The 25,983-nt window shown below is 37.9% G+C and carries 20 protein-coding genes and 3 pseudogenes; 12 read left to right on the plus strand and 11 right to left on the minus strand.

Features of this window, described 5'->3' with window-relative positions:
• From AC2JBO_RS20120 to AC2JBO_RS20130, 3 genes and pseudogenes are all read left to right on the plus strand, one after another.
• Positions 1-497 (plus strand): annotated as a pseudogene (locus AC2JBO_RS20120) (ABC transporter); the annotation flags it as partial.
• Entirely contained in the window at positions 494-1,360 is an 867-nt protein-coding gene (locus tag AC2JBO_RS20125) for an ABC transporter permease (RefSeq protein WP_496955430.1), read from the plus strand. The pseudogene AC2JBO_RS20120 and the gene AC2JBO_RS20125, both read left to right, overlap by 4 nt.
• 68 nt (positions 1,361-1,428) lie before the next feature.
• The gene (locus tag AC2JBO_RS20130; RefSeq protein ID WP_496955431.1) at positions 1,429-2,157 is read left to right on the plus strand and encodes an ABC transporter permease; all 729 of its coding nucleotides are present in this window, start codon (positions 1,429-1,431) and stop codon (positions 2,155-2,157) included.
• Positions 2,158-2,307: 150 nt separating this feature from the next.
• Here AC2JBO_RS20130 and AC2JBO_RS20135 read toward each other — a convergent pair whose 3' ends face one another.
• Positions 2,308-3,111 (minus strand): DNA adenine methylase, encoded by an 804-nt coding sequence (locus tag AC2JBO_RS20135; RefSeq protein WP_496955454.1) that lies wholly within the window; start codon positions 3,109-3,111, stop codon positions 2,308-2,310.
• 195 nt (positions 3,112-3,306) lie between these two features.
• On the opposite strand from AC2JBO_RS20135, the gene AC2JBO_RS20140 reads away from it, so the two are divergent.
• Both AC2JBO_RS20140 and AC2JBO_RS20145 read left to right on the plus strand, forming a co-directional pair.
• Positions 3,307-3,687 (plus strand): ribosomal maturation YjgA family protein, encoded by a 381-nt coding sequence (locus AC2JBO_RS20140; protein WP_496955432.1) that lies wholly within the window; start codon positions 3,307-3,309, stop codon positions 3,685-3,687.
• A gap of 124 nt (positions 3,688-3,811) precedes the next feature.
• Positions 3,812-4,930, plus strand: coding sequence for a DNA cytosine methyltransferase (locus tag AC2JBO_RS20145; RefSeq protein ID WP_496955433.1), 1,119 nt, complete (start codon positions 3,812-3,814; stop codon positions 4,928-4,930).
• On the opposite strand, the gene nusG is transcribed toward AC2JBO_RS20145, so the two are convergent.
• The 3 genes from nusG to AC2JBO_RS20160 all read right to left on the minus strand — a co-directional run bounded on the left by nusG (position 4,910) and on the right by AC2JBO_RS20160 (position 6,146).
• The gene (nusG, locus tag AC2JBO_RS20150; RefSeq protein WP_496955434.1) at positions 4,910-5,125 is read right to left on the minus strand and encodes a transcription termination/antitermination protein NusG; all 216 of its coding nucleotides are present in this window, start codon (positions 5,123-5,125) and stop codon (positions 4,910-4,912) included. The genes AC2JBO_RS20145 and nusG overlap by 21 nt on opposite strands.
• Positions 5,125-5,709, minus strand: coding sequence for a TetR/AcrR family transcriptional regulator (locus AC2JBO_RS20155; protein WP_496955435.1), 585 nt, complete (start codon positions 5,707-5,709; stop codon positions 5,125-5,127). The genes nusG and AC2JBO_RS20155 overlap by 1 nt, the downstream gene beginning before the upstream one ends.
• Positions 5,710-5,852: 143 nt before the next feature.
• Positions 5,853-6,146: a hypothetical protein gene (locus tag AC2JBO_RS20160; RefSeq protein ID WP_496955436.1), complete on the minus strand. Its 294-nt coding sequence runs from the start codon at positions 6,144-6,146 to the stop codon at positions 5,853-5,855.
• Positions 6,147-6,676: 530 nt separating this feature from the next.
• Between AC2JBO_RS20160 and AC2JBO_RS20165 the strand changes: the two genes are divergently transcribed.
• A complete protein-coding gene (locus AC2JBO_RS20165) occupies positions 6,677-8,836 on the plus strand; it encodes a Tex family protein (RefSeq protein WP_496955437.1) in 2,160 nt (719 codons plus the stop codon).
• A 506-nt stretch (positions 8,837-9,342) separates the two neighbouring features.
• Positions 9,343-13,410 carry an amino acid adenylation domain-containing protein gene (locus tag AC2JBO_RS20170; protein WP_496955438.1) on the plus strand — a complete coding sequence of 1,356 codons (4,068 nt, stop codon included), beginning with the start codon at positions 9,343-9,345 and terminating at the stop codon, positions 13,408-13,410.
• 263 nt (positions 13,411-13,673) lie between these two features.
• On the opposite strand, the pseudogene AC2JBO_RS20175 reads toward AC2JBO_RS20170, so the two are convergent.
• The 4 genes and pseudogenes from AC2JBO_RS20175 to AC2JBO_RS20190 all read right to left on the minus strand — a co-directional run bounded on the left by AC2JBO_RS20175 (position 13,674) and on the right by AC2JBO_RS20190 (position 17,105).
• Positions 13,674-14,183: pseudogene (locus tag AC2JBO_RS20175) on the minus strand (PDDEXK nuclease domain-containing protein).
• 373 nt (positions 14,184-14,556) lie between these two features.
• A complete protein-coding gene (locus tag AC2JBO_RS20180) occupies positions 14,557-14,799 on the minus strand; it encodes a hypothetical protein (RefSeq protein ID WP_496955439.1) in 243 nt (80 codons plus the stop codon).
• Complete coding sequence (locus tag AC2JBO_RS20185; protein WP_496955440.1) at positions 14,771-16,090, minus strand: IS1634 family transposase; 1,320 nt, start codon at positions 16,088-16,090, stop codon at positions 14,771-14,773. Before AC2JBO_RS20185 ends, AC2JBO_RS20180 begins: the two co-directional genes overlap by 29 nt.
• Positions 16,091-16,358: 268 nt before the next feature.
• Positions 16,359-17,105 carry a DUF1016 N-terminal domain-containing protein gene (locus AC2JBO_RS20190; protein ID WP_496955441.1) on the minus strand — a complete coding sequence of 249 codons (747 nt, stop codon included), beginning with the start codon at positions 17,103-17,105 and terminating at the stop codon, positions 16,359-16,361.
• Between the two features lie 273 nt (positions 17,106-17,378).
• Between AC2JBO_RS20190 and AC2JBO_RS20195 the strand changes: the two genes are divergently transcribed.
• From AC2JBO_RS20195 to AC2JBO_RS20205, 3 genes and pseudogenes are all read left to right on the plus strand, one after another.
• A complete protein-coding gene (locus AC2JBO_RS20195) occupies positions 17,379-17,726 on the plus strand; it encodes an STAS-like domain-containing protein (protein ID WP_496955442.1) in 348 nt (115 codons plus the stop codon).
• 3 nt (positions 17,727-17,729) lie between these two features.
• Positions 17,730-18,266 (plus strand): hypothetical protein, encoded by a 537-nt coding sequence (locus AC2JBO_RS20200; RefSeq protein WP_496955443.1) that lies wholly within the window; start codon positions 17,730-17,732, stop codon positions 18,264-18,266.
• A gap of 256 nt (positions 18,267-18,522) precedes the next feature.
• A pseudogene (locus tag AC2JBO_RS20205) lies at positions 18,523-18,726 on the plus strand (Uma2 family endonuclease); the annotation flags it as partial.
• Between the two features lie 80 nt (positions 18,727-18,806).
• Here the strand turns inward: AC2JBO_RS20205 and AC2JBO_RS20210 are convergent.
• On the minus strand, positions 18,807-20,147 hold the full coding sequence (locus AC2JBO_RS20210) for a DUF6745 domain-containing protein (protein WP_496955444.1): 1,341 nt from the start codon (positions 20,145-20,147) through the stop codon (positions 18,807-18,809).
• A gap of 407 nt (positions 20,148-20,554) precedes the next feature.
• Between AC2JBO_RS20210 and AC2JBO_RS20215 the strand changes: the two genes are divergently transcribed.
• Positions 20,555-21,316 carry a DUF561 domain-containing protein gene (locus AC2JBO_RS20215; RefSeq protein WP_496955445.1) on the plus strand — a complete coding sequence of 254 codons (762 nt, stop codon included), beginning with the start codon at positions 20,555-20,557 and terminating at the stop codon, positions 21,314-21,316.
• A gap of 59 nt (positions 21,317-21,375) precedes the next feature.
• Here AC2JBO_RS20215 and AC2JBO_RS20220 read toward each other — a convergent pair whose 3' ends face one another.
• Entirely contained in the window at positions 21,376-22,500 is a 1,125-nt protein-coding gene (locus AC2JBO_RS20220; protein ID WP_496955446.1) for a DegT/DnrJ/EryC1/StrS family aminotransferase, read from the minus strand.
• A gap of 266 nt (positions 22,501-22,766) precedes the next feature.
• On the opposite strand from AC2JBO_RS20220, the gene AC2JBO_RS20225 reads away from it, so the two are divergent.
• A complete protein-coding gene (locus tag AC2JBO_RS20225) occupies positions 22,767-23,543 on the plus strand; it encodes an ABC transporter permease (RefSeq protein WP_496955447.1) in 777 nt (258 codons plus the stop codon).
• Here AC2JBO_RS20225 and AC2JBO_RS20230 read toward each other — a convergent pair.
• Entirely contained in the window at positions 23,540-25,351 is a 1,812-nt protein-coding gene (locus tag AC2JBO_RS20230; protein WP_496955448.1) for a pre-mRNA-processing factor, read from the minus strand. The two genes, AC2JBO_RS20225 and AC2JBO_RS20230, sit on opposite strands and share 4 nt — an antisense overlap.
• Between the last annotated feature and the right edge of the window lie 632 nt (positions 25,352-25,983).

Consider the following 25,983-nt stretch of genomic DNA (forward strand, 5'->3'; position numbering starts at 1 on the left):
GATGCGACTTTGCAGCAGCAATGCTTCACAGACCAGATATTCTTTTTCTCGATGAACCAACTATCGGACTAGATGCAGTTTCAAAGCTTGCCGTAAGAAAATTTATCAAAACTCTAAATAAAACGCACAAAGTCACTACCATCCTCACCACCCACGATATGGATGATATCGAAGCGCTATGCGAACGGGTAATTATTATAGGTGGAGGTGAAATTCTTTGTGATGGTTCCTTAACAAAGCTTCGTTCTCAAGTTTCCTCACGTCGTTATTTAAAAATACACCTGGCAAACGATAATTTCTTCTTTCACGAAGAAGGGGTTAACATAATCTCAAAAGAAGGTCGCACTGTAACGCTAGCCTTCGACCCAATAAAAATATCTGCTGCATCTCTAATTGCTCATGTTACCTCAAAGCACGAAGTAGAAGACCTTTTTGTTGAAAATCCACCAATTGAGGAAATAGTTGCAGAACTATATGCAAATGGAGGAATGGAATGAAAGATCGTAGTAAGCACTTCAGTGCTTTCCGGATTCCAAATCAAATAAAACCTTATTATTCAATGTTTCTTGCTAGATTTGCACTACTACTACAATACCGTGCAGCAGCTCTAGCGGGTATAGCAACTCAGTTTTTTTGGGGTTCTGTAAAAGTCATGGTATTAGAAGCATTCTTTACACATGCAACTTCTGCTCAACCTATAACTCTTCGTGAAACTGTAGGATACATATGGTTGGGACAAGCATTTTTATTTGCAGTAGTTCCTTGGGGTGGTGATAAAGATATTCAAGAATTAATACGTTCCGGCGCCATCGGATACGACTTACTTCGACCTACTGACCTGTATAATTTCTGGTTAACTCGCGCGTTGGCACTTCGCACGGTGCCTATTATTTTGCGTGCTGTCCCTCTACTATGTATAACACTGTTTATATTTCCCCTCATTGGAATTTCTGAGTGGTCACTTACCTTTCCACCATCGTTTGCTGCTTTCATTGCCTTTTTAATCTCCTTTATTGGCGCCATTCTTCTTTCATCTGCATTAACAATGCTTTTTACAGTATCAATGATGTGGACAATATCCGGCGATGGAGTTAATAATTTCCTTCCACCTCTAATTATTGTTTTTTCTGGGATGATTATTCCTCTGCCACTTTTTCCGGAATGGATACAACCTTTGCTCAATGTGCTTCCCTTTTCTGGACTAGTTGATAAACCTTTTCGCCTTTTTACTGGTAATCTTCCAGTGAATTCGCTACCTAGTGTATTACTGCATCAATCTTTTTGGATTTTTGTTTTTGTTTTATTTGGGCGCCTATTAGTCAACCGTGGTGTAAGAAAACTGGTAATTCAAGGGGGATGACTATGAATGCTTTTTATTTATACAGACGATATATTTCTATATCTTTTAAATCGCAATTGCAGTACAAAGTGTCCTTCTTGCTTCAACTTGTAGGATATCTATTAATAACTGTAATAGATTTCTTTGGAATTTGGGCACTTTTTACTCGTTTCAACAGTATTGGAACATGGCGCCTACCAGAAGTTGCTTTATTTTACGGAATAATTAATATATCTTTTGCCAGCGCTGATGCACTTGGACGAGGGTTTGATACATTGTCACGAATAATTAAAAATGGTGATTTTGACCGTTTATTGCTTCGTCCACGCAGCACCGTACTTCAACTTTTAGGAACAGAATTTACTTTAAAGCGCATAGGACGATTTGCCCAAGGATTTGTTGTTATGGTATGGTCGCTTACAACTCTTAATGTGAGCTTAAATTTACAAACACTATGGCTTTTAGGCGCCTCATTTATCGGCTCTGTTACACTGTTTCTAGGTATTGTAATTATACAAGCAACGCTAACATTTTGGACTATTGAAGCCCTTGAAATTATGAACGTCCTGACTTATGGAGGTGTGGAAACTGCTCAATATCCTCTAGGAATTTATAGTAAATGGTTTCAACAATTCTTCACTTTCATTATACCACTTGGCTGTGTCAGCTACTTTCCTTTAGTTGCAGTGCTAGGAAAAGATATGTCAGTACCTTTGTGGTTTTGTTACCTTTCTCCAATGGCAGGTATTATCTTCCTCATTATTGCCCTAAAGCTATGGAAAATAGGAGAAAAATACTACTGTTCCACAGGTAGTTAATGATACTCGTACTAAGCACTTCAGTGCTTCCAAAACGCCATAATTAATTCAACTGTAAACAAGTACCTTTGAAGTCTGGCGCCGGACTTCATAAACTACGTTTTGTTTTTATAATAACCAATTTAAATATCCTGAAGAAAAGTGTTTAATTTAATAGTTAGTGATGAATAATTCTTTACCTTTAGCGGCGCCCATGCGTTTGTAGTTATTCATTCCATATTGTAATTCCCATTCATTCATGCAAGAAGATTTAAAGTTTTCTCTAATATTGGGTGAGTCGTCGTAAGTTATTAACCAGCGTTGGGGACAGGTTTGTACGAGTGTTGCAAACCTTTGATGCTCGAATGAGATGTGTAAATCTCCAGATTTACCATAAAGTTTGGATTTAGTGGCTGTAAAATAAGGTGGGTCTAAAAATATAAATATATCTTGACCCTCTGCTTGTAATAGCTCGCTGTAATCTAAGTTCGTAATTTTTACGTCTGGTGTTAAGATACTTTCTAATTTTTCTAAACGGTCTATAGATGAATAAGTAAACCGTTTGTGAAAAGCTTGCTCGGAAAACCCTCCAGATTCAACGGTGCCAGAAAAAGTAATTCTATTAAGGACGAAAAAGCGCACTGCTCTATCAAAATCAGATAATTTGTTAGTGTCTATGTTTCTGAGTTCTTCAAATAATTGCTTACCGTTTGTATATTTATTTTTGATGCAACGTATTTCTTCTATAAGTTGTGAGAGGTGAGATTGAGAGAATTTCCAAAATAGAAAGAGTTCGCGATTTAAATCATTAATCCAAAACTTGAGGTAGGGAAACTTTTGTTTTAAGTATATAAAGACAGAACCACCACCTACAAAGGGTTCTCTGTACTCGGATAAAGTATCTGGTATATATTTGGCTATTTGCTCAATGGCTTTTGACTTACCTCCCGGATAACGTAACGGACTTTTTATCATAGCTTTTTTCATAACTTATACTTTTGACTAACATTTAAATATAAAATTATATGATATTATACACAAGTTTCTGATAATCGCGCGTTTTTTGGACACGGAGGCACGCTTGTTTTGCTGATTGTAAGCCAGAACGCGGACAATAAAACCTTTATACGTCAACCTCATTAAATATAGATGATAAACAGTATTCTCTCTATGTTTATATTCAACCAAAAATATTTTTACTTCACTATTCTACTATTCCTGATAGAGGTAGGTATCGCTGTTTTTGTAAATGATATTTTTATCCGTCCTTTTATTGGTGATGTTTTAGTCGTTATACTTATCTATTGCTTTATTAGAGCTTTTTTCAATATACAATCATCCACCGTTGCTGTATCAGTTTTTACGTTTGCTTGTATTATTGAAATCCTACAGTATTTTAATTTCGTAGATAAATTAGGATTACAGAATAATCGGATTTTGGCTATTGCCTTGGGAAGCACATTTGATTGGAAAGATATAATTGCTTATGCAATGGGTACTATAATAGTACTATGGGTTGAAAATCAAAGCAACAGAAAGGAAAAAGGGTGAAGCAGAAGTTTGTTCAATTATCTTTAAAGATAATCTTGAACTTAAAGGAAAAGGCACCTGTTGGTGTGTTGTTCAGGTCATACAAATGTTATAGTGATGAATTATTATAGTTATTTTGTATATTATGCATAAGTTAATTGATTTATTTGCAGGTGCCGGCGGATTAACTACGGGGTTCATAAGCGCAGGTTTTGAGTCATTGTGCGCCATCGAGGTTGATAAAAAAGCTTTGGCAACATATAAGCATAATTATCCAAATGCGAAAATTGTTAATGAGGATATATGTAAAGTTAATCCGAGAGAATTACGTTCCAGGCTTGGGTTACAGCAAGAAGAATTGACGGTAATTATTGGTGGTCCACCTTGTCAAGGCTTTTCAAGAAATATTCCAGCGGGTTGTCGGAGTCTTGATGAGTCTCGAAATCAACTTTACAAAACTTTTTTAGAGTTTGTAGAAGAGTTTATACCTATTTATGTAGTAATGGAAAATGTACCTGAAATATTAAATGCTTATAAAGGTGTGGTCAGGTATGAAATTACTAAGCAATTAGAGTCATTCGGTTATAAAGTTGCTTCCGCTTCGTTGAATGCAGCACATTACGGAATACCGCAAACAAGAACTAGAGCTTTTTTCATTGCTAGTTTAGATAAACTACCTTTATTTCCTAAACCTACACATTCAGAAGATAAAAATACTAATAAGCAGCTTAATTTATTTGACAAGAGCATTTCTTCAATTGTTACAGTTAGAGATGCAATTGGAGATTTACCACCATTAGATGCAGGACAAGAGTACAATGAAGATAGTTATCCATTGCAGGTAGACAGTACATATCAAGCTATTATGCGCTCCGAAAGTACAAAACTTGTAAATCATGTCGCTCGTGCTTTAAGTCCTGTTCAAATAGCAAGAGTTCGTATTTTGAAAGAAGGGCAAGATGCAAAAAATTTGCCCCCAGAATTGGCACCGAAAAAATATTATAGTGGCGCCTATGGTAGATTGTATTGGGATAAACCAGCGAGAACAATTACAAGATGGGTGTTTCATCCAGGTTCAGGTAGATTTTTCCACCCTACACAAGATAGAACTATAACAATACGCGAAGCAGCAAGGTTACATTCTTTTCCAGATAAATTTCATTTTTTAGGTACATATACAGAAATATCCTCTCAAATTGGAGAATCTGTACCTCCCCTTCTTGCTAAAGCTATAGCTACGTGTCTAATTCAGAATTATCATTAGGCATATTACTATATCGAGTGGACTAATATTTTCAATATCGAGGTCATCTAAATGTAAAGTTACAGATATTTTACGTTCAAATATGTCTAACTCAACTACAATATTATCGTTATTAAAATGTGATACTACACCTTGAAAATCTTTAAACACTCCGCGAATTACATTTACAGAGCTTCCAATTGAAATTTCAGTCATCAGGAGCAAAACTCCTCAATCACCTGAGCTTTAACTTCTTCGAGTGGAAAATTCTCTGGATAAGTTGAAAACATTAGCATTATGCCTTGAAGCGTTGAGGAAAAATAAAGTGAACGCTGTCGTGGGTTTTTTACCCCAAGCTTCTTAAACATCTCTGTCTGAACTTCAAACTGACGAGCTTGTTCATCCATTAACATTTTGCTGTATTTGGCAACAACGGGGTCAAGTTTTGGTTGGGTGAACAAGTTGAGGTAAAATCGAAACACTTCAGGCTGGCGCCGGACATCTTCGAGGGCGCCAAGAGCGATATACTGGATTTGTTCTGCAGGAGTTTCTTTTGCTGCTGCTGTATCCATAACTACTAATATATCGTTGAGCCGCACTTTAACTAGTGCTGCAAGAAGGTCTTCTTTACCTTTGAAATAGTGATATAGCAATCCCTTAGAAATTTGAGCTAATTTTGACACGTCATCTATAGATGTTGAGTGGTAGCCTTTTTCGATGAACATATCCATTGTTGATTTTAGGATTTGCTCGGTAGTCGCGCGTCGAATGCGTTCATTTTCTTCAGGAGTCCGTGGCATGTTTGTACTTAACTTTTTTTCATTATATCTTTCAACTGGTAGTTAAATATGTAAAACAATTTGCAGTTTAATATTAGTTGTAAATCAAAAGTAACTACAGGCAAAGGAAGTGATTTCTCCCTTTAGCCTTTAACCATAAATCTTTAACCTTTATACCTCCGTTCTTGTGATTTTTGACCTGTCCCACCTTCGGTATCAATTCTGTAGTCGTTTTGTCCGAGTAGTTTTTGAGTAGAAACCAAAACAGCTACTAGCAGCAAAACCTGAACTTCCCAAGGCGCCATTACTAAGCAAATAACAAAACTAATAATTGCGACTCCACCAGCGAGATAACCTATCTCGTCGGTACTTTTTTGATACAAGTAACCGCTAATTAAACCAGTCAAAAGCGGTATTAAAAATGCTAAGACCATTTCGCTATTAACCTCTGAATTCATAAACAGAAGCGCATAGATATAAATCTTGCGACATTCCAATATAGCAAAAGTAGTAACTTTTGGTTCTACTCTCGACTTTTGTTACAGCACCCTACTTAAAATTACAAGGATGGGGAGTTGAATTCCGAATCCATTTGGTATGTTATCTTAACACCAGATTATATAATTATTAATATTTACAAAGGAAGAAAAAATAAAAGGCTGGAAATGACCAAAAATCGTTTTCATGTTTTAAGCTTTCAGCATAAACAGCTTTATAAATCTTAACATATTAGAATTGTATTACATTTTTTCGTTTTTAGAAAAGCATAAGTACATATACTTAATAAATTTGAATTAATATTGGTTCTATCTAAGGAGGGAATTTATCGATCACAATACTGTGATGTCTGTACAATCTGTCTTTAGACGTAAAATCGTTAATAGAATTTTTTTGGTGAAGATATTGCAGTTAAAAATTGGGTGTTATCTGGAAACAAGTTATAGTAATTCAGTTTCCATTCAGCAGCTTTTTCGACTGAGAACATCCGATGCTTAATATTCCACAGATTTTAGCAACCGAACTTAATCTTAAACCTTTCCAAATTCAAAACGCGCTTGAACTTTTTGCTGAAGGTGCGACAATTCCCTTTATTGCCCGTTACCGTAAGGAACGCACTGGTGAGATGGACGAAGTGCAGTTGCGGGACTTATCAGATAGACATAGCTATTTAACCGAGTTAGAAGAACGAAAAGCGGCAATACTTAATTCAATTAGCGAACAAGGTAAGCTGACTCCTGAGCTAAAAGCGAAAATTGAGACTTGTTTGCAAAAAAACGAGTTAGAAGATTTATATTTACCTTACCGTCCGAAGCGTCGCACGCGCGCGACTATTGCCCGTGAGAAAGGGTTAGAAGCACTGGCAGAGTTTATTAAGTCGTTGAATGTCAAAAATGGCCCACTTGTTCCGTTTGAGCAGGAAGCAGTCAAATATGTTTCAGAGACTCAGGGTGTAAAGAGTGCTGACGATGCAATACGTGGCGCCGCCGATATTTTAGCAGAGGAAGTAGCAGATAAAGCCGAATTGCGGGCATATTTACGTGAGTATCTTTTGGAAGAAGGAATGTTTGTCTCCCACATCAAAGACGAACACCCGGAAGGAACGACAAAATTTGAGATGTATCGTAGCTTCAGCGCAAAGGTAAGAAATATTGCACCTCATAACTTGCTAGCGCTGTGTCGTGGTGAAAATGAGGGGATATTAAGTTTTGAACTTGCTTATGATGAAGATACAGTACTATCGTACCTTGAATCTCAAGAAATCAAGACAAAGCATCGTCCAATCAGAGCGTTTTATCAAGAAATGCTCAAAGATGCTTTTAACCGTTTAATGAAAACTTCGCTAATAAATGAAGTTATTGCCGAGAAAAAGCTTTATGCTGATATTGAGTCGATAAAGACGTTTGAAACAAACTTACGGGAGTTGTTACTATCGGCGCCTGCGGGGATGAAGCCAACAATGGCGGTAGACCCAGGTTTTAGAACTGGATGTAAAGTGGCAATTCTTGACCAAACGGGTAAATTTTTAGAATACCAGGCAATTTTTCCGCATACTGGTGCAGATGGACGTGTGAAAGCTGCACAATCAGTCAAAAATTTGATTGAGAAGTATAAAATTGAGTTGATAGCTATTGGTAACGGTACAGCATCGCGCGAAACTGATGAATTTATTGGCGATGTACTTAAAGCAGTCGAACGTAAACCCGTTAAAGTTATAGTAAACGAATCGGGAGCATCTATATATTCAGCGAGTAAACTGGCTGGTGAGGAGTTCCCCAACCTTGATGTTACCGTGCGAGGCGCCATTAGTATTGGTCGGCGCCTGCAAGACCCGTTAGCAGAACTCGTTAAAATTGACCCTAAATCGATAGGGGTGGGACAATATCAGCATGACGTAGACCAAAAATTATTAAAGAAGAAGCTCGAAGAAACAGTGGAAAGCTGTGTAAACTACGTTGGTGTAGACTTAAATACTGCTTCCAAAGAATTATTAACTTCTGTTTCAGGAATTACGTCAGCAGTTGCTAACAATATAGTCGCTCATCGTAACGCAAACGGCGCCTTCAAAAATCGGCGCCAGTTGTTGAAAGTCCCTAAACTTGGACCAAAAGCTTTTGAACAAGCAGCAGGTTTTTTACGTATCCGTGGTGGTGAAAATCCTTTAGATAATACTGCTGTACACCCAGAAAGTTACAAAGTAGTGGAAAATATAGCTTCTGACCTCAAGGTTCCATTAAACCAAGTAACGCTAATCGCCGAAAACTTGAAAAAAACTGGTTTGAAAAAATACGTTACTGATACCATTGGGGAACCCACACTGCGTGATATTCTTAGCGAACTTGAGAAACCAGGACGTGACCCGCGCGCAGAATTTAAATATGCCACTTTTAAAGAAGGTATCAAAGAAGTTACCGATTTAGAAGTTGGGATGGAATTGGAGGGTATTATTACTAATGTCGCTAACTTTGGCGCCTTTGTCGATGTTGGTGTTCACCAAGATGGTTTAGTACATATATCCCAACTTGCCGATAGATTTGTAGACGACCCCAAGAAAATAGTCAAAGTCGGGCAAGTCGTTAAAGTTCGAGTAATGGAAGTCAACGAGAAACTCAAGCGTATCGGTTTATCAATGAAAGCTGTTAAACAGTAGGTTGAGTGAAGGCTAAAAGAACCCAACAAAAATCTTACTAGTGTTGGGTTCCGTTCCTCCACCAACCTAGAATCAAGTTTTTGTGATTCAAAACCTTTAATTTAACCACAAAAAACACAAAGCGCACAAAGATTTATAATTTTTCCATCCTTATGAAAGTAAAATTGTCAAGTACCAAGGGATACAGTATTTTTGCTTTATCTTTATGAAATACGTTCTCTTCTTTACAATTTCTCTATCAAAGCTTGCGGTTTCCACTGTAAAGTAAATTTAGTGTTGATATAAGGTAACAACAAAAGATACTTGAAGACGGTGTGGTTTTGAATCGCCTCATCTTACTTAAGAATTAAAATGCTTGCGTTATAGATATTGCGCGGTCGGTATTGGATGCAGACATTTTTTGACCTGGGTTCGCTTCTTCCTGAGTTTTAATTCGTACATTTAATTTTGCTTTGATTTGCTCATCAAAGTAAATTTTCGTTCATAAATATTTAGAAGTAAATCATATGACAGTAAATATAGAAGATTCATATCAACTTTCACCGATGCAGCAGGGAATGTTGTTTAATAGTTTATATGCTCAAAATTCAGGAGTAGATATTGAGCAGGTAGTTGGTAGGATGGATGAAGTACTTGATGTTGTAGTATTTCAAGATGCGTGGTGCAAAGTTGTAGAGCGACACGCAGTGTTACGAACGAGTTTTGATTGGGTAGACAATTGCGAACCGCTTCAATACGTGCATAAAAAATTGGCAATTTCTTGGCAACAACAAAATTGGTGTGATTTGTCGAATGAGGAGCAATCACAGAAACTGCAAGATTATCTTGAAGAAGACCGCATCTTGGGCTTCAATCTCAAGATACCACCTTTAATGCGTTTAGCATTATTTCAGGTAAACAAATTTGCCTACCAGTTTGTTTGGACTTTTCACCATGCTATATTAGATGGCCGCTCTATAGTTACAATTATTAAGGAAGTCTTCACTATTTATGATGCTTTGAAGAAAGGTGAAGACTTGGAATTATCATTACCTCGTCCTTTTCGCGACCATATCGAATGGTTACAGCAGCAAGATTATACTCAATCTGAGACATACTGGCGCCAGTTACTTAAAGGTTTTACGGCACCGACTCCTTTATTAGCTAATTCTATTGAAGAAAGAAGTGGTTATGGAGAGCAGGAAATTGAGCTATCTCAAGAAATAACTTCAAAGTTGCAAGTATTAGTGCAACAGCATCAATTAACACTTAATACTTTAGTGCAAGGTGTTTGGGGTATATTATTAAGTCGTTATAGTGGTGAAGCTGATGTTGTTTTTGGCGCCACAAGAGCTTGTCGTTATTCATCTGTAACGGGTGCAGATTCGATGGTGGGAATATTAATTAATACTCTACCAGTACGGGTAAATATACCAGCAGAAAAAGCACTTTTGCCTTGGTTACAAGAATTACGCGCGCAGTGGGTAAATTTGCGTGATTATGAACATACCCCACTCGTTAACATCCAAAGTTGGAGTGATATTCCTAATGGAGCATCATTGTTTAACAGCATTGTGATGTTTGAAAACTATGAACTAAATTCTGCTTTACAATCTCAAGGTGGTAGATGGAGGAATATAAAAGTAGATATAAAAGAACAAACTAACTTTCCTTTAACGTTATGTGCTTATGGCGAAAGTAAGCTGATTTTGAAACTTAATTATGCTCAATGTAGTTTCGATGATGCCAAAATTGCCCGAATACTGGGACATTTGCAAACTTTATTATCAAGCATAGCTCTTAACCCAGAGCAATGTCTTGGAGAGTTGCCACTATTAACACGATACGAACGCTATCAAATGTTAACAGAGTGGAATAACACTTCCTCAGATTTCCAAAAACAGCTTTGTATTCATCAATTATTTGAAGCACAAGTTCAGCGTACACCCCATGCTGTTGCTGCGGTATGCGGTTCGGAGCAGCTTACTTACCATGAATTAAACTGTAAAGCTAATCAGTTAGCACATCATCTCAAGCAACTAGGTGTAAAACCGGGAGTGTTAGTTGCTGTATATTTAGAACGTTCATTAGAAATGATTCCAGCAGTGTTAGGAATTCTGAAAGCTGGAGGCGCCTATGTACCGCTAGAACCAAGTTTTCCGGAAGCGCGCGTTCAGTTGCTTCTTTCCTCGCTCTCGATAAATTGCTTAGTTACGCAAACAAGCTTGTTGCCTAACATTGAGAAGATGCAATCACAACTTCCACAGCTCAAAAACTTAATTTGTCTGGATACTAATTATACCGATGTAAAACTATCGGGCGAAAACTTACCATTATCAGGTACTTCAGATGATATTGCCTATGTAATATTTACATCTGGTTCAACGGGAACACCGAAGGGTGTAGTTGTGCGTCACGAACCTGTGATAAATCTAATTGAATGGGTTAACAAAACCTTTAACGTTAATTCAAGAGACAGAGTTTTATTTATTACATCTTTGTGCTTTGACTTATCAGTTTACGATATCTTTGGGCTATTAGCAGCAGGTGGTTCCATCCGCGTTGTACCTAGTCATGATGTACGTGACCCAGAAGCTTTACTAAATATACTGATGTCAGAGCCTATAACTTTTTGGGACTCGGCGCCACCTGCTTTGCAACAACTATCTTTTCTTTTCCCCACAGTCCAAGCAAGTCATAGAAAGCATCAACTTAGACTAGTATTTATGAGTGGTGACTGGATACCTGTAACACTTCCAGACGAACTCAAAGCAACATTTCCCGGAGTTGAAGTAATTAGTCTAGGTGGAGCGACAGAAGCAACAGTATGGTCTAATTATTATCCAATTGGCAAAGTTGAACCGCATTGGGTTAGCATTCCCTATGGCAAACCAATCCAAAACGCCAAATATTACATACTTGATTCTTATCTAAACCCCTGTCCTATCGGTGTATCTGGAGAATTACATATAGGTGGTGAATGTCTTGCTTCTGGGTATTTGAATCAAATTGAGCTAACTGCACAAAAGTTCATTCCCAACCCCTTTGTTGAAGAGATTGAAAGGACACATCCACAACGACTATATAAAACTGGAGATTTAGCGCGTTATCTACCTGATGGCAATATGGAATTCCTCGGTCGGATTGACCACCAAGTCAAAATTCGCGGTTTCCGTATCGAGTTAGGAGAAATTGAAAGTGTCTTAGCGCAACATGACTCAGTGCAAGAAACAGTAGTTATCGCGCGTGAAGATGAACCAGGAAATAAACGCTTAGTAGCATATGTCGTGATGAAGCATGATACAGCAATAGATGAACTAAGACATTTCCTTCAAGAAAAATTACCAGAGTACATGGTGCCATCTGCTTTTGTGGCAATAGAGCATATTCCACTCACAGCTAACGGTAAAGTAGACCGTCGCGCTTTACCCATACCAGACCAAACACGACTTGATAATCAAAGAACATTTGTGGCGCCGGATAATTCCATAGAAGTTCAATTAACCGAGATTTGGCAAGAAGTTTTAGGTGTTGCACCAATTGGAGTCACAGATAATTTCTTTAACTTAGGGGGACATTCGCTGTTAGCAGTAAAACTATTTACAAAAATCCAAAATAGATTTGCGAAAAAGCTTCCCCTATCTACCTTATTTCAAGCACCAACAATCAAGCAGCTAGCAAATATACTCAATCAACGTTCTGAAGCTTCTTGGTCTTCGCTGGTACTTATACAACCAGGTAACAGCAATAAAACACCTTTATTCTTCATCCATGCTCTTGGTGGTAATATTATCGGCTACCAAACGTTAGTTCGTCATCTTGGTTCAGACCAACCCATTTATGGACTGCAAGCACAAGGACTTGATGGGAAGGCGCCTCAAACAAAAGTAGAAGATATGGCATCTTACTACATCCAACAAATTCAAACAATTCAACCTGATGGAGCATATCAACTAGCTGGTTTCTCTAGTGGTGGAATAATTGCTTATGAAATGGCTCAACAACTAATTGCTCAAGGCCAGAAAATAAACTTATTAGCAATGTTTGATACCTACGCACCCAAACTATATATTCATAATCCTTCGTTATTGCGGACTATTTCAGCGTATTTACAGAGCTTAGTAAAACTTCCTTTACAAAGTAAATGGAACTATGTCTTGGCAAAAATTGATTGGTTTAAGTCAGTATTAACCGGCAAACCAAGCAGTAAATTTGACATGTGGAACGAGCGGAGTTTTTCAGAAGACTCTAATCCTCATAATATGGAACTCATCGAAGCTATTAAGAAAGCAACGATGGTAGACTACTCACCACAACCTTATCCAGGTAAAATCAAACTATTTACTACCAAAGAAGTATTGAGATGGTGTCAGTATAAACCATTACGAGGTTGGGATGAATTTGCAAAAGGCATAGAAGTTCACGGCATAACTGGTACACACTTGGGTATGTTAAGTACACCAAATGTGCAAATTTTAGCCCAAAAACTGATGGCTTATTTAGAGGCGCCTTCTTCCGAGCATCCTATACCCAAACGTGAAGATAGCCAACTATTAATCTTCCCTACCAATTCACCAAATTACGAAACCGCATAGTAGGGTGCGTAACGCCATAACAAGATTCCAACGAAGCGAATAATTTTGTGGCGTTACGCACCATAGATATCTGAAGTTTATATTAGTACGGGCTTTTGACACCCATCCCACAAGAGTATTGTATCAACTATCGCGTAACGCCATAACAAGATTTCAACGAAGCGAATAATTTTGTGGCGTTACGCACCATAGATATTGAAGTTTATATTAGTGCGGGCTTTTGACACCCATCCCACAAGAGTATTGTATCAACTATCTTCTCTTTAAGCAGTATCAAACTGTTGCATCAGCCTATGTTGCTCCTCTCTTAACCATTGTTTGAGCATATCTTCAGAAGGAAGCGCCACCATATAACGCGACACAAACAATTGATTATCAAGACCTGCGGTAGCATAATGAACAGTTTCCGCATCCTTTTCAGCACAAAGAAGAATACCAACAGGGGCATTTTCGTGAGGATAAGCGACATTCTCCTTCAAATAATTCAGATAGAAATTCATTTGCCCAGCATAATCATGTTTAAACTTCCCTAGTTTTAAATCAATAGCAATCAGGCATTACAAAGAGCGATGGTAAAATAACAGGTCAAGAAAATAATGCTCTCCCCCAACTGTAACTCGGAATTGGCGGTCAACAAAGCAGAAATCTCGCCCTAGCTCACGCATAAACTCTTGCAGATGATTAATTAAAGCTTCCTCAAGGTCAGACTCTGAATAGCTGGCTCGTTCCTCTAGCCTCAAAAACTCTAAAATATAAGCTGTGCGTTCGCTCATTTTTATAGTTGAGGAGGAATTAATGCCTTGGTGGGAAAGGAATAGGACGCTCAATAATACCAAGCGCGTTTTCAGTCAGCTTGTAAGACATTTTTGAGAAGGGAGTGTACGTATTTGAGTGATTGTTCAGGTAAAAATTAATTCTCTTACTCTCAATCATACCGCTCTCCATCGTAGAGTAGGGAAAGCTTATTGAAATAAAAAACTTGTCGAGGCGAAAATCTGAATAAATCGCACAAAAATATGTGGGCTATCTATTCGCTTCTCCACTTTGGGTTCGGGGATAAATACCTGCTATGTTTGAATACTTTGGCAATATAACTATCTATAAATAATAAAGTTTTAAAGAAAGGAACAAGAAGCTAATTATGTTTTACATTGCAACGAATGAGCGCTGATAAAGAGATTCAGGCATTTTCATCAATATAAGAATTTGTTTCTGAAGCTCGTTAATTGGAGTGATAAAGATGGTAGAATCAGGAAGAAAGTAGAGAGTTAAGTTACAAAAAGCTTTAAGCATTTGCTCGGCAGACGGGCGAAAAGTCTTTCGCTTTGGATTCCCATCATAAAGACCAGCTAATGGTTGATTAGTCTCTATAAGTGCCTGTCGTACCACAAACTCCATCAAGGTAAATACTCGCAAAGCAATGTTTAAAATAAACATTAATCCGACAATTCTGTCTTGATTTTGAAAGTAAATAGGTAAGGCTGGTAAAGAACCTATGCATAAAACGATGAAAACCTCGCTCTAATAGCCATTCATCTCTGTAGTACATTACGGCTTGTGGTAATGTTAGTTGAAAAGTTGGCGCATTCGTAACATACAATCGCCATCCCGCCAATTTTTCTGCTTCCTTAATCGCTGCATCAATCTTCTGAATATGAAGTTGAAAACATATTTTAGTGACTTCTTCAACCGGAGAGTTTTTTGATGGTCGTCCCCGTCCAACACGACGAGTTTCTTTAATAATTTCTTCTGTAATCATAGTTGAGAAGAAATCACTGACACGATAGCGTTTGAGAATGTTTTCGACTTTCTGTCCCAGTTGTTCCCTGTCTTCTAGTGGCTTGGCTGCTAATTTGTTGAGAGCAGCAATCGCTTGATTGATGCGTTGATGTTGACCACGTATAGCAGCTTCAGCAAGGCTTTGAGAATACACCACCAAGTAACGTTCGTGCCAGCGCACAAATTTGTTGGTTTCTGGATTTAACCAAAATTTACCTAACTCTACTTCAAAACCCTTTCCCACTGCTGCTTCTAAATCATCTTGTCGCGGTAAACGAATATCCATAGCTTCTGCTGGTGGGTCAAGTACCCATTGCTTGAGATACTGAGGGTGTTGTCCACTCATTGGCACGGGAATGCAGTAAACACCACCATTTGCTGCAATGTTCGCGCGCGTAAAAATTGACCCAGCCTTACAATCAGCAATGAAGATAAACTTTTTGTGCCCAATTACTTTCACAATTTTTTGCCAGGTAGGAAAATATAACGGGTCATCGGCTCCATTTCCTTCAAGGGTAGCGCTGACCAACGGCATTCCCATCGGGTCGAGAGTTGCTAGTAATTGACGGTATTGTAATAAATCAGGACGTTTATCTTTGGAGTAGCCATAACGTAGTATACTTTCTTCCGATGATTCTCTCTGTTCATGGTTGACGCTAAAACTGCTGGTATCACTTCGCACGACTTCCGTAGGCAGTTGGTAAGCGCGAATTATATGTTGTCCTAACTTTATTTCTATTTTCTGCCTTGCCTCTGACTGCATACCTAACTCTTCGACTAATGTGCCTAATCGGTCATCTGTGGTATCTTTTGCTCCTATTGACCATCCAGTACTTAACTCTAAAATATGGTGGTGTTCTTTCACCCAAGCTTGTACAGCGCACAGACGATGGTCTGCCAACCGTAATTATATACGTCAATAACAATACACTTAATTGCCCGTAACTCAGCCCTTTATGGTTTCCGTGCAGTGGACTTAATTTTTGGTCAATAGATTTAGCCACCTCCATCTGTTTGAGCCATTCAACTATTATGGGAATATCATCAATTCTCTCAGAATCAATTTTTACCTGTTCACTTATCACCATACGTACACCATGAACTAGAATATGTCTTACACATTACTGGAAAATGGCGCCAAGCCTACTGACTGCTCTATTCCTCTCCTCTCAAGGCATTAATTCCTCTTCGACTATAAAAATGAGCGAACGCACAGTATAAGGGTCGCGTAATACGTTTTTAGGGTTATCAACAATCTGTCCTTCATTTGCAAGTGTCAAAACAGCTTCTTTGTCCTTAGACAACCCTACCCGTTCATAAAGCATACTGTTGATTTGACGTATTAATTCTCGATAAGACCAGTTGCTTTTAATACACTCTAATTCATAAAAAGCTCGTTTCGTTTTGTCATCTATACGAGTCAATTCAACTATATGCGTCCATGAGAGAGTCGCAATCAAACGTTGGTAATAATTGCTATCTTGCCACGAGAGAGAAGGGTTATGTAATTCAAGAGCTTTTAAAGCTGGAAACAAGTCATGGTCAGTATTTTTAAATTCGGCAGGCAGTGGCTGCCGAATTTGAAGAGCGTTTACTGATATACTAAGTATTGGCAAAAAAGTAGATATATTTTCATTTTTTGCCAAAGCCGGATAAGCCAGCGCGAACTGCCGAAAGTTTTTCAAGTTACGCTCAGACAAACCTTCAACATTTTTACGTTTTAAGTCATTGGCAAGCCTCTTAAGCAACTGTGTACCGTAAGCCGCTCTATCAACTCCATTTTGCTCGTACTCAAAAATATAGGCGCCAATGAACCAGTTGCGAATAGTCAAAATTTGATTAACCGCGCGTGCAACTGTAGCTAAAGTTATGTCGTTAATGTTACTAATATCGCTAATAAGTTCTTCGTAATTCACAGTAATACTTCAGCACCATGATTATAGATAGTAAAACAGATATAGAACGTTTGTACATCAACTAGATTAAAATATTAATATTTTGAAATAATTCCAGGCTAGTATGTGCAAAACGATACATCTTTGACCTAGACAATATCAATACCGATTACAATAAAATAAATCTTACAAGTAACGCAGAACTATGTTAAAATTACTATATTGATGGAAAAGTAAATTGTCTTGCACAGCAAGTGAGTCATGTTTGTAAATCATTAGAAGAGGTGGACTCAAATGGTAGTCAAAGTCTATGATATTGTTGGAGAATATGCAATGGGAGTGGATAGAGGAGAAAAACTGTATGAAGAAATATATCCAAAATTACTGGAAGGGAAGAATATAAGTTTAGATTTTACAGGGATAAAAATTTTTACATCTATTTTTTTTAGCTCTGCAATAGGGCAGCTTTTGAAAGATATTTCATGTGACAAACTTTATGAACTTGTGGAATTTACAGGACTATCGCAAGATGATCAAAAGCTTCTTGCTCATGTAATGAAAAATGCTGAACGTTATTTCTATGACGAGGAATATCGTAATGCTGTTGATACTGTCATCTCAGAAAAAGCATCAGCATTATAGTTTATGGCAGTCAATCTTAATATTCAAGCAATCGTTATTGATATTAAAAACGATATCCCGCAAAAAAAAGATATTTTTATTGTTGATACGAACGTTTGGTTTTGGCAAACGTATGGTAATGCCTTTTTTAGTGTTAGAAGCCGAGACCGCTACAAACTAATTGATTACCCCAATTATCTTGTACAAGCTTTTAAAAATGGAGCAACATTAGCCTATTCAGGATTAACTTTGGCAGAGCTAGCCCATATCATTGAAAAAAACGAGTACGAAATTTACAGACAATCTAATTCTAATATCACACCAAAAGAATATCGTCATAATTATCCTATAGAACGACTAAAGGTTGTTGCGGAAGTGGAGTCTTCTTGGAAGCAAGTTAAGGTTAGTGCTGTTCCTGCGAATTTGAATGTTAATGATGAAACAACTGACTCAGCTTTAAACAGATTTAAAACTCAAGCTATTGACGGATACGATTTATTAATACTTGAAGCAATGAGTCGGGCAGGTAGGTGCAGGAGACATAAAAATAATTACAGATGACATTGATTATGTTGTAGTTCCAGGTATCCAAGTCTTTACAAGCAGACGATACATTGTTCAAGAAGCTGCAAGACAAGGAAAGTTACTAGTACGATAAAACAGCATATCCATCACTCTCCAAATACTGAAGTAAGCGTGTTATGAGTGCCAACGAAGTAGGATTACACCTTTTTAATTTATAATATGACGTAATTATGGTAACGAGGTGTCCAGGTGAACGCGCGCTGTATTGTAGACTCAACAAGGAGTAACTATCATGCTCTTAAACATTAAACGTATTAACGTTCCACCTGGACAACGTGTATTGTTGCGTGATGTTACATGGGAAGAATTTGAAACAATTCTTGATGAACTTGGAGAACATCGGGCAGCGCGAATAGCCTATGACAGGGGAGTATTAGAAATTATGGTGCCGTTGCCAGAACATGAATTTAGTAAAGAAATTATTAGTGATTTAGTCACAATCATGAGTTGGTGCGTGACGCTACAAGTCTTATATCTTTGTTGAAATTTCCTTATAGCGTCACGCACCCTACGTTTTTATGTGTTATTAATCCAATTAACAGCTTCGGAAACAGATTTAATATTAGAAGGCACGCGCGCCATATCAACTTGTTCAGTAGTTGGACAAATTTTTTTAAGCAACACAATTGCTTCAATCTCAAAAGGTGGTAACATATCAGTCTCTAGTAAATTATTTGATGGCAAAATTTTTTTATGGTCTATTTGTAATAAAGTATATTCCTCCCAACGGTCAAGTTCAATGGTTGGCAATGAGTCGCACATGCGTTGATACCCTATCACCTCGGTAATAAGGCGCCGCATTTCGCTGTCACGTTCAGTTATCGTCCATTCAGGTTTCCACTCACTTACAGGAACCTTTCCGTAATACTCAAATATTTCTGTGCCATGATAATAGTAATAACAAGTACCGTCTGACCATTGAATTGCAGGCGCCCCATCTCCATGTAGTTGTTTTTGTTCGTCAAATTGTAATAAAATGGGTCTATCGCACAATATACATACTCGTTCAAACGGAATTATCCAACCACATTTATGCGCTAATTCTTGAATCAGTTGATAGTCTTGATGATTAATTGTGTAACCTAAGTCTTTATAAAAATCTAAGTGACTCATTTGTTGTAAATACGTTGGCAATAATAAAACTGTTGGATAGCGTGAATTAAAAGCACGCGTTTCGTAGTTCCAGTATTCGCTTAAAATTGTATTTATTTTTGTAGATACTTGTATATAAATTTGAGAATTTGAATCGAGTATTTTATAGATTTGACTAAGTAGTGATGGGTCGGCTTGTGAACTTACTTCTTCAAAGTGTAATTCAATAAAATCATTTATTACCTCAGCAAAAGCAACACCAAAAAAATCGCGAATCAATAATTTTTTTAATCTAACTCGAAACTTTTTAACACGACTGTGAATTTTTGCCATTGTTATAAATGGCAAACTGAACATAGCAGAAATTAAGATGAATGAAATTAAGTATTGTATAAAAATCAACCAGTGTGGTAATGACTTGAATAATTTAATAAAGGGTGGAAAAAATAATTCAAATAATGCAATTCCAATTATTAACCCAACCAAAAAACCTATGCATGACACTAGAAGCACAGGCGCCCAAGATAAAATTCGTAATACAGTATGCTTTGAATAAAGCGCGCGTATTTGTGATGCTATCCATTGTTTAGCTCCGGATGGGCTTGGAACTAAAACTATATGTGGTGATGGCAACCCAAGACGCTGATAAAGTTTTTGGATGATTTCAGTTGCTTGCGTTTTATCAACTCTTGAAGTTGAGCTAGCTACAGAAAGCCATTTTGCTTGATAAGAAAGCAATTGCAAACGCTGTTCATGGGTTAACATCAATCTACGAATCAAGGGCATTACTTATATAATAATAAACAATGAGTGGAATGAGCTTTCTCTTGCCCTGTCCCTTAGATATAATATTAAAAGCACATTAACTTAATTTAAATATTATCTCAAGATTATCGTTATCTTATGTTGCTCTGCCGCTATTAAACGACAATTATCCTCTCGGTGGAATTTTCCGACCTTACCTTCAAAATAGTACTTTAGCACTTGCGCCGTAGTTTTTTCAACCATACATCGCTCCTAAGTTGGATGTCATGCACAGCACAATACTTTGAGCTATTTTTTCTAGAAATACTTACTCCAAATGGAAAATATTATATTATACCCAAAGTCACTAGCCGTAAGTTGCCTCATAATGTGAAAATAGTTTTACTCAAATGCTATACACAAGAACCATGACGATGCATTCTACTCTTCAACGTGCGTTCACTATCCGCCGCGCTTTAAAAGTAATTAGCGGGCTGAACAATTTCAATCAGGATAACGTCGCTGCTGTTGTAAGAGCTGCTGAACTAGGTGGCGCCACTTTTGTTGATATCGCGGCTTCACCAGAACTAGTTAAATTAGCTAAAAGTTTGACAAAATTACCAATATGTGTATCTGCTGTTGAACCAGAAAAATTTGTTTCTTCGGTAGCAGCAGGTGCGGATTTAATAGAAATTGGAAACTTTGATGCGTTTTACGCACAAGGAAGAAGATTTGAAGCTGCTGAAGTTTTGGCACTAACCTACCAAACGCGCGAGTTGCTTCCTCAAGTAACTTTGTCGGTGACAGTTCCTCATATTTTGACGCTTGATAAGCAAGTTCAGCTTGCCGAAGAGCTTGTAACTGCAGGTGCTGATATTATTCAAACCGAAGGTGGCATAAGTACCAAGCCCACACATGGCGGTACAATCGGTTTGATTGAAAAGGCTGCTCCAACCTTAGCAGCTGCTTACGAGATATCACGCGCGGTTCCAGTTCCTGTACTTTGTGCTTCCGGTATTTCCAGCGTTACAGCACCACTTGCTACAGCAGCAGGTGCCGCAGGTGTTGGTGTCGGTTCAGCAATCAACCAACTCAACAGCGATATCGCTATGATTGCTGCTGTACGCGGTATCGCAGAAGCACTCGCAACTACTAGCACTTCCTCTCATAGCTTTAGTCCTGAGTATTAAAGACCTCTATTCCTAGATACCCGACTTTTTCAAGAAGTCGGGTATCTGAGTAGAAATTCTCAACTCATTACTTCTTTTATTGAGTAAATTACTTGGTCTTGCTGTTCAAATGAAAGTTCGGGGAACATTGGTAATGATGTAACTTCCTTACTTAGTTGCTCTGACACTTCTAATTGTTCTTCTTTATACCCTAAATCTTTGTATACAGGCTGCAAATGTAGAGGCATGGGATAGTAAATCATTGTATTTACTCCCAACTCTTGTAGTTTTTTACGTACAGCTTCACGTTGATTGTCGAGAATACGAATAGTATATTGGTTCCAAACACCTTCGCCACCTGGAAGTTCTTGGGGAATGATAATACCGGGTACTTTGGATAAGAACTGACTGTAACGGGATGCTATCGCTTTCCTTTTAGTGTTCCAATCATCTAAATAACGTAGTTTAATTTTAAGAATAGCCGCTTGGATACTGTCAAGACGGCTGTTAACTCCAACTTCGCTGTAATGATATTGGTTCGTTTGTCCGTGGTTTTTAATGACTCGCATTCTGGCAGCAATTTCAGGGTCGTTAGTTGTCACTGCACCACCATCACCACAACCACCAAGATTTTTTGTCGGATAGAAGCTAAAAGCGCCGATATGTCCAATACTACCAACTTTTCTAGTGTTCCAAGTTGCTCCTGTTGATTGAGCGCAATCTTCAATAACTGCTATTTTATGAGCGTCGGCAATTTCCATCAACGTCGTCATGTCCACAGGTTGTCCGAACAAGTGTACAGGAATGATCGCTTTTGTTTTTGGTGTAATCGCTGCCGCTACTTGCTGTAAGTTTAAATTATATGTATTAGCATCAATATCTACAAATACTGGTTTGGCGCCAACTGCACTGACAACCTCTGAAGTCGCGATAAAAGTAAACGGTGTAGTAATAACTTCATCACCTGCACTAATATCCAAAGCACGTAAAGCTAGATACAATGCATCTGTACCAGAATTACATGCGATACAGTTTGATACGTTGTGATATTCAGCAAATGCTTGCTCAAACCCCTCAATAATTGGTCCACCAATGTAGCGTCCCGATGATAAAACTTCCAAAACAGCGGTACTGATTTCAGATTCTATTGCAGCATATTGTTGTTTATTGTCAAATGCAGGAACAGATTTTACACTTTGCATCATAAGTTGTTTATTGGTTTCTTTAATTAGAACAGTGGAGGTAGTCAGTAGCTGTCAATAGCTAATCGTCAGCTAATCATCTTCAGAATTTTGAATCAAACAACCTCCCAAAGACTGTTTTCCAGAATACGCTTTTTTGAGCATTTTTACTTATTGACTAATTTATTAGATTATCATCAGCTATAAACCATGAATCTACATACATATATATAGATATCCATCAAGAATCAATCGTTACATTCAAGGTTCCCACTCTCCTACTTCGCTCTATGCAAGAAATAATCAGGTTAGATTTTACAGATTTAGGCTTTGCCGTCGCATTGATGGCTATCACCATTGGGTTATCTGCTATCGAACAACTTGGACTTGAGATCAAGTTGCTTGTTGCCACTGGAAGAACTATCCTCCAGATGATGGTTTTAGGGTATGTGCTTGACTTGGTTTTCGCGCTTGATAATGGTGTCGCGGTTTTAGCGATTTTAGCAATTATATTAACTATTTCGGCGATTATCACACGAAATCGTATTAGCCAAAAAATTCCCTTGGTTTTACCGCTAGTATGGGGATCAATGTTTTTAAGTACTACTCTGGCAATTTTATATACAAACTTTTTAATAATTCAGCCGACTCGTCCTTTTGAACCACGATATCTAATACCTCTAGCACTGATGGTTTTAGGTGGCGCCATGAATGCAGGGGCAATAGCGGGAGAAAGATTGGTGAAAACGATAGACTCAAGTCAGTTGGAAATTGAGACACATTTGAGTTTAGGCGCCACACCGCAGCAAGCTGTAGCACAGTACCGAAAAGACGCGATACGTGCGGGAATAATGCCTACTATTAATCAGATGACGCTGGTAGGGATGGTAACGATACCTAGTTTTTTTACGGGACAGTTGCTAGGTAGTGTAAAAGCCGACGAAGCTGCTTCATATCAAATTCTGATATTGTTTGTGATTAGTTTTGCTAACTTGGTTACGACAATATTGGTGACACGAGGGTTGTCACGGCAATTTTTTAATGAACGCGCGCAGCTGATTCGTTAATTTTTGGTGCGTGGAATGTGGGTGAAGATTTGTTGTCCTTGAGCGTCGAATACTAAAACTGCTGTATTAGAGTTGTCGCCAATTACCTCAAGCGCTTGTTGTAATGTTTCTAGATGCTTTTGAATGCTTTTGGCATTCTCTGGGCTTTGACTGTCGGCGCCTGATATGTTGCTTTGTAAAGTCTGTTCGTATTCTGGAGTGATACGAACGGTGATAAATCTCTCATCTACCATAAAGTTACAAATCCGAACGCTTCCCATACAAGTTTTTTCTAAATCAGCACGAGTTGAAATTGTACTAGCTGTCGCACCACTTGCAGTTAGCTGTAATTTACTTTGCGCTTGTTGAAATGCAAATGAGTAAGCTTGAACTAAAGGCTGCGCTTGATTATATAACGGACTTTCAGTAGGAATTTGCTTGATAGTATTTAATGCTTGTTGCCAACGAATAGCTGCTGGTTGCCACTGGTTTTGCTGTTCGTATTGTTCGGCAAGTCTAGCGGTAGCTACTGCTTGACTAAAACTTGTAGCTGCTTGCTCTTGCTTGGAAACGCGGTCGCGAATTGCCATTAGTCTTGGTTGATAATCGCTTAAAAGTTGTCGCGCTTCCAGATAAGATGGACTAGTTTGAGGTACACCAATTAAGGCATTAACAACAATTTGCCAAGTATTGAGCGCCCGCTGTAATTCGGGCAATGATTTTGCTTGTGCTTCGCGCACTAACGCGACTTTGGCTGCTGCTTGAGCATCGTTGACTTTTTTTTGCCATCTGCTCTGGGATAATATTTGAACATTAACTGACTGTAAGCCACTGCGGTATAGCGATAACTTTGATTGCACAAAACCATAAAACTTACTATCTGCACGAATTGCTTCTAACGGAGAAATCGCTTGGCGCCATAACTTTGCACGGGTTTGTAATTCACTAACATTATTTGTTAAGCTTTGTGACGAACGCAAAGCTGTGTCACCTAATTGCAAAGCTTGTGTTAGCAGTTTAATTTGTTGTGACTCGCTCGATAAGTAAGTCTTAGCTTGTAGAGCATCCTGATGATGTGGCGACCATCCAGGTATTTTTTGTAGCAATGCATAAGTACCATCTAACTGTTGTTGAAGTTTCGCCAAATCCTCTTCAGTTTTAATGTTGTCGGCTAACTGAGGAAATGAATTTTGTAATTGCTTTGCTGTTTGTAATTCTTTACACGTAGATAATATGCAGGGACTCATTAAAGAGTAACCAATGGCGCCGAATATTGTTGTGATTAATAGTACTCCAGTCCCAACAAAGAAAGGGTGGAGTTTGTGATGGTTTTGAAGTTGAGAACGTTTGAACGGCGCCGACTTATTCTCTTTTGGGTCAAACGGTTCTGAAACAACGTCAGCAGTTATCGTCAGTAGCGAAGCGGAAGAATCAAACATTTGAGAAGTTTCAGATTCAGGTTGCGCTTCAACATAAGGTTCAGTAAGAATTACATCAGGAAAAATATCATAGTTTGAGTCTTCGTTTGAGTTGCTTGGATGTAAGAAGAGTGATTTTTGAGCATACGGGAGCTTTTCGCCAATGTACCGTACAAACACTAGTACTTTATCTATTTGATACGTACTTTCCGATTGAAGCACGGACGCGAGCAGCGCAAAAATATGCTCGGTATCTGCTTCCACAGTTTTAGGGTGCTGTATTAAAACCATTAACTGGCCTTGGACAGCGCATTTTACTTGAAAGCATTTGCTATCACCTTTACTCCACAAGTTTTCTTCCAGTATGGACGATAGAAAATCTAAATCTTCCTGCTGCGCTACTGATTTCATTGATGTATACCGTGTATACTGCTGGTTCTGATTATTGATATTATCGCCTTCACACGGTGATGAGAGGCTTGGGTTTGTTAACACTGACACAATTTAACTAGTAACCATTTTCTTATATAACCGCCAAACGTTCTAGCACAGATTCTAGAAAAATGCTAATCAAGACAAAAGCTCAGTTAACAGTGACAATAATTTAAGATTGCACTAAGATATTATTAAGTTATCATTAAAGACTCGACTAATCACTTTTTAGCTCATATTTCATCTACCCCAGGTTAGTGAAGCTGATGATAAAAACTTATAAATTGAGTCATAAGGGTAAGAACTTTATTATTTGAATACAAATAATAAGATTTATATATGGTACCCATTAAGTTAAACTTATAAATAATTATAAGCACAAACTATACTAAGTTTGCTATGTTCTAATGTAAAAAAGCATTGGAAAAAACGGATGTAAGTTTAGAATTTGCAACATCATAGAGGCATTAGTGTTTATTTGTGATAAAAAAATGCCTGAGAATTATGGTGTAAGGGATTTTACTGATATTAGGCGCCGTTGTTTTATTTGTTTAATAAAGCAAATAAAAACTGTATACGATTTACCACATCTACTCAATTAGATAGAATTA

Source organism: Calothrix sp. CBUCES-K 9914 (genome assembly GCF_059640475.1).

Bases quoted from the DNA above. Each gene is read 5' to 3' on its own strand.
- nusG (WP_496955434.1), bottom strand. From the start codon at position 5,125: ATGACTGAAATTTCAATTGGAAGCTCTGTAAATGTAATTCGCGGAGTG.
- AC2JBO_RS20125 (WP_496955430.1), top strand. From the start codon at position 494: ATGAAAGATCGTAGTAAGCACTTCAGTGCTTTCCGGATTCCAAATCAA.
- AC2JBO_RS20195 (WP_496955442.1), top strand. From the start codon at position 17,379: ATGGTAGTCAAAGTCTATGATATTGTTGGAGAATATGCAATGGGAGTG.
- AC2JBO_RS20145 (WP_496955433.1), top strand. From the start codon at position 3,812: ATGCATAAGTTAATTGATTTATTTGCAGGTGCCGGCGGATTAACTACG.
- AC2JBO_RS20135 (WP_496955454.1), bottom strand. From the start codon at position 3,111: ATGATAAAAAGTCCGTTACGTTATCCGGGAGGTAAGTCAAAAGCCATT.
- AC2JBO_RS20160 (WP_496955436.1), bottom strand. From the start codon at position 6,146: ATGAATTCAGAGGTTAATAGCGAAATGGTCTTAGCATTTTTAATACCG.
- AC2JBO_RS20220 (WP_496955446.1), bottom strand. From the start codon at position 22,500: ATGATGCAAAGTGTAAAATCTGTTCCTGCATTTGACAATAAACAACAA.
- AC2JBO_RS20210 (WP_496955444.1), bottom strand. From the start codon at position 20,147: ATGTTAACCCATGAACAGCGTTTGCAATTGCTTTCTTATCAAGCAAAA.
- AC2JBO_RS20200 (WP_496955443.1), top strand. From the start codon at position 17,730: ATGGCAGTCAATCTTAATATTCAAGCAATCGTTATTGATATTAAAAAC.
- AC2JBO_RS20155 (WP_496955435.1), bottom strand. From the start codon at position 5,709: ATGCCACGGACTCCTGAAGAAAATGAACGCATTCGACGCGCGACTACC.
- AC2JBO_RS20225 (WP_496955447.1), top strand. From the start codon at position 22,767: ATGCAAGAAATAATCAGGTTAGATTTTACAGATTTAGGCTTTGCCGTC.
- AC2JBO_RS20170 (WP_496955438.1), top strand. From the start codon at position 9,343: ATGACAGTAAATATAGAAGATTCATATCAACTTTCACCGATGCAGCAG.
- AC2JBO_RS20230 (WP_496955448.1), bottom strand. From the start codon at position 25,351: ATGAAATCAGTAGCGCAGCAGGAAGATTTAGATTTTCTATCGTCCATA.
- AC2JBO_RS20165 (WP_496955437.1), top strand. From the start codon at position 6,677: ATGCTTAATATTCCACAGATTTTAGCAACCGAACTTAATCTTAAACCT.
- AC2JBO_RS20140 (WP_496955432.1), top strand. From the start codon at position 3,307: ATGTTTATATTCAACCAAAAATATTTTTACTTCACTATTCTACTATTC.
- AC2JBO_RS20215 (WP_496955445.1), top strand. From the start codon at position 20,555: ATGACGATGCATTCTACTCTTCAACGTGCGTTCACTATCCGCCGCGCT.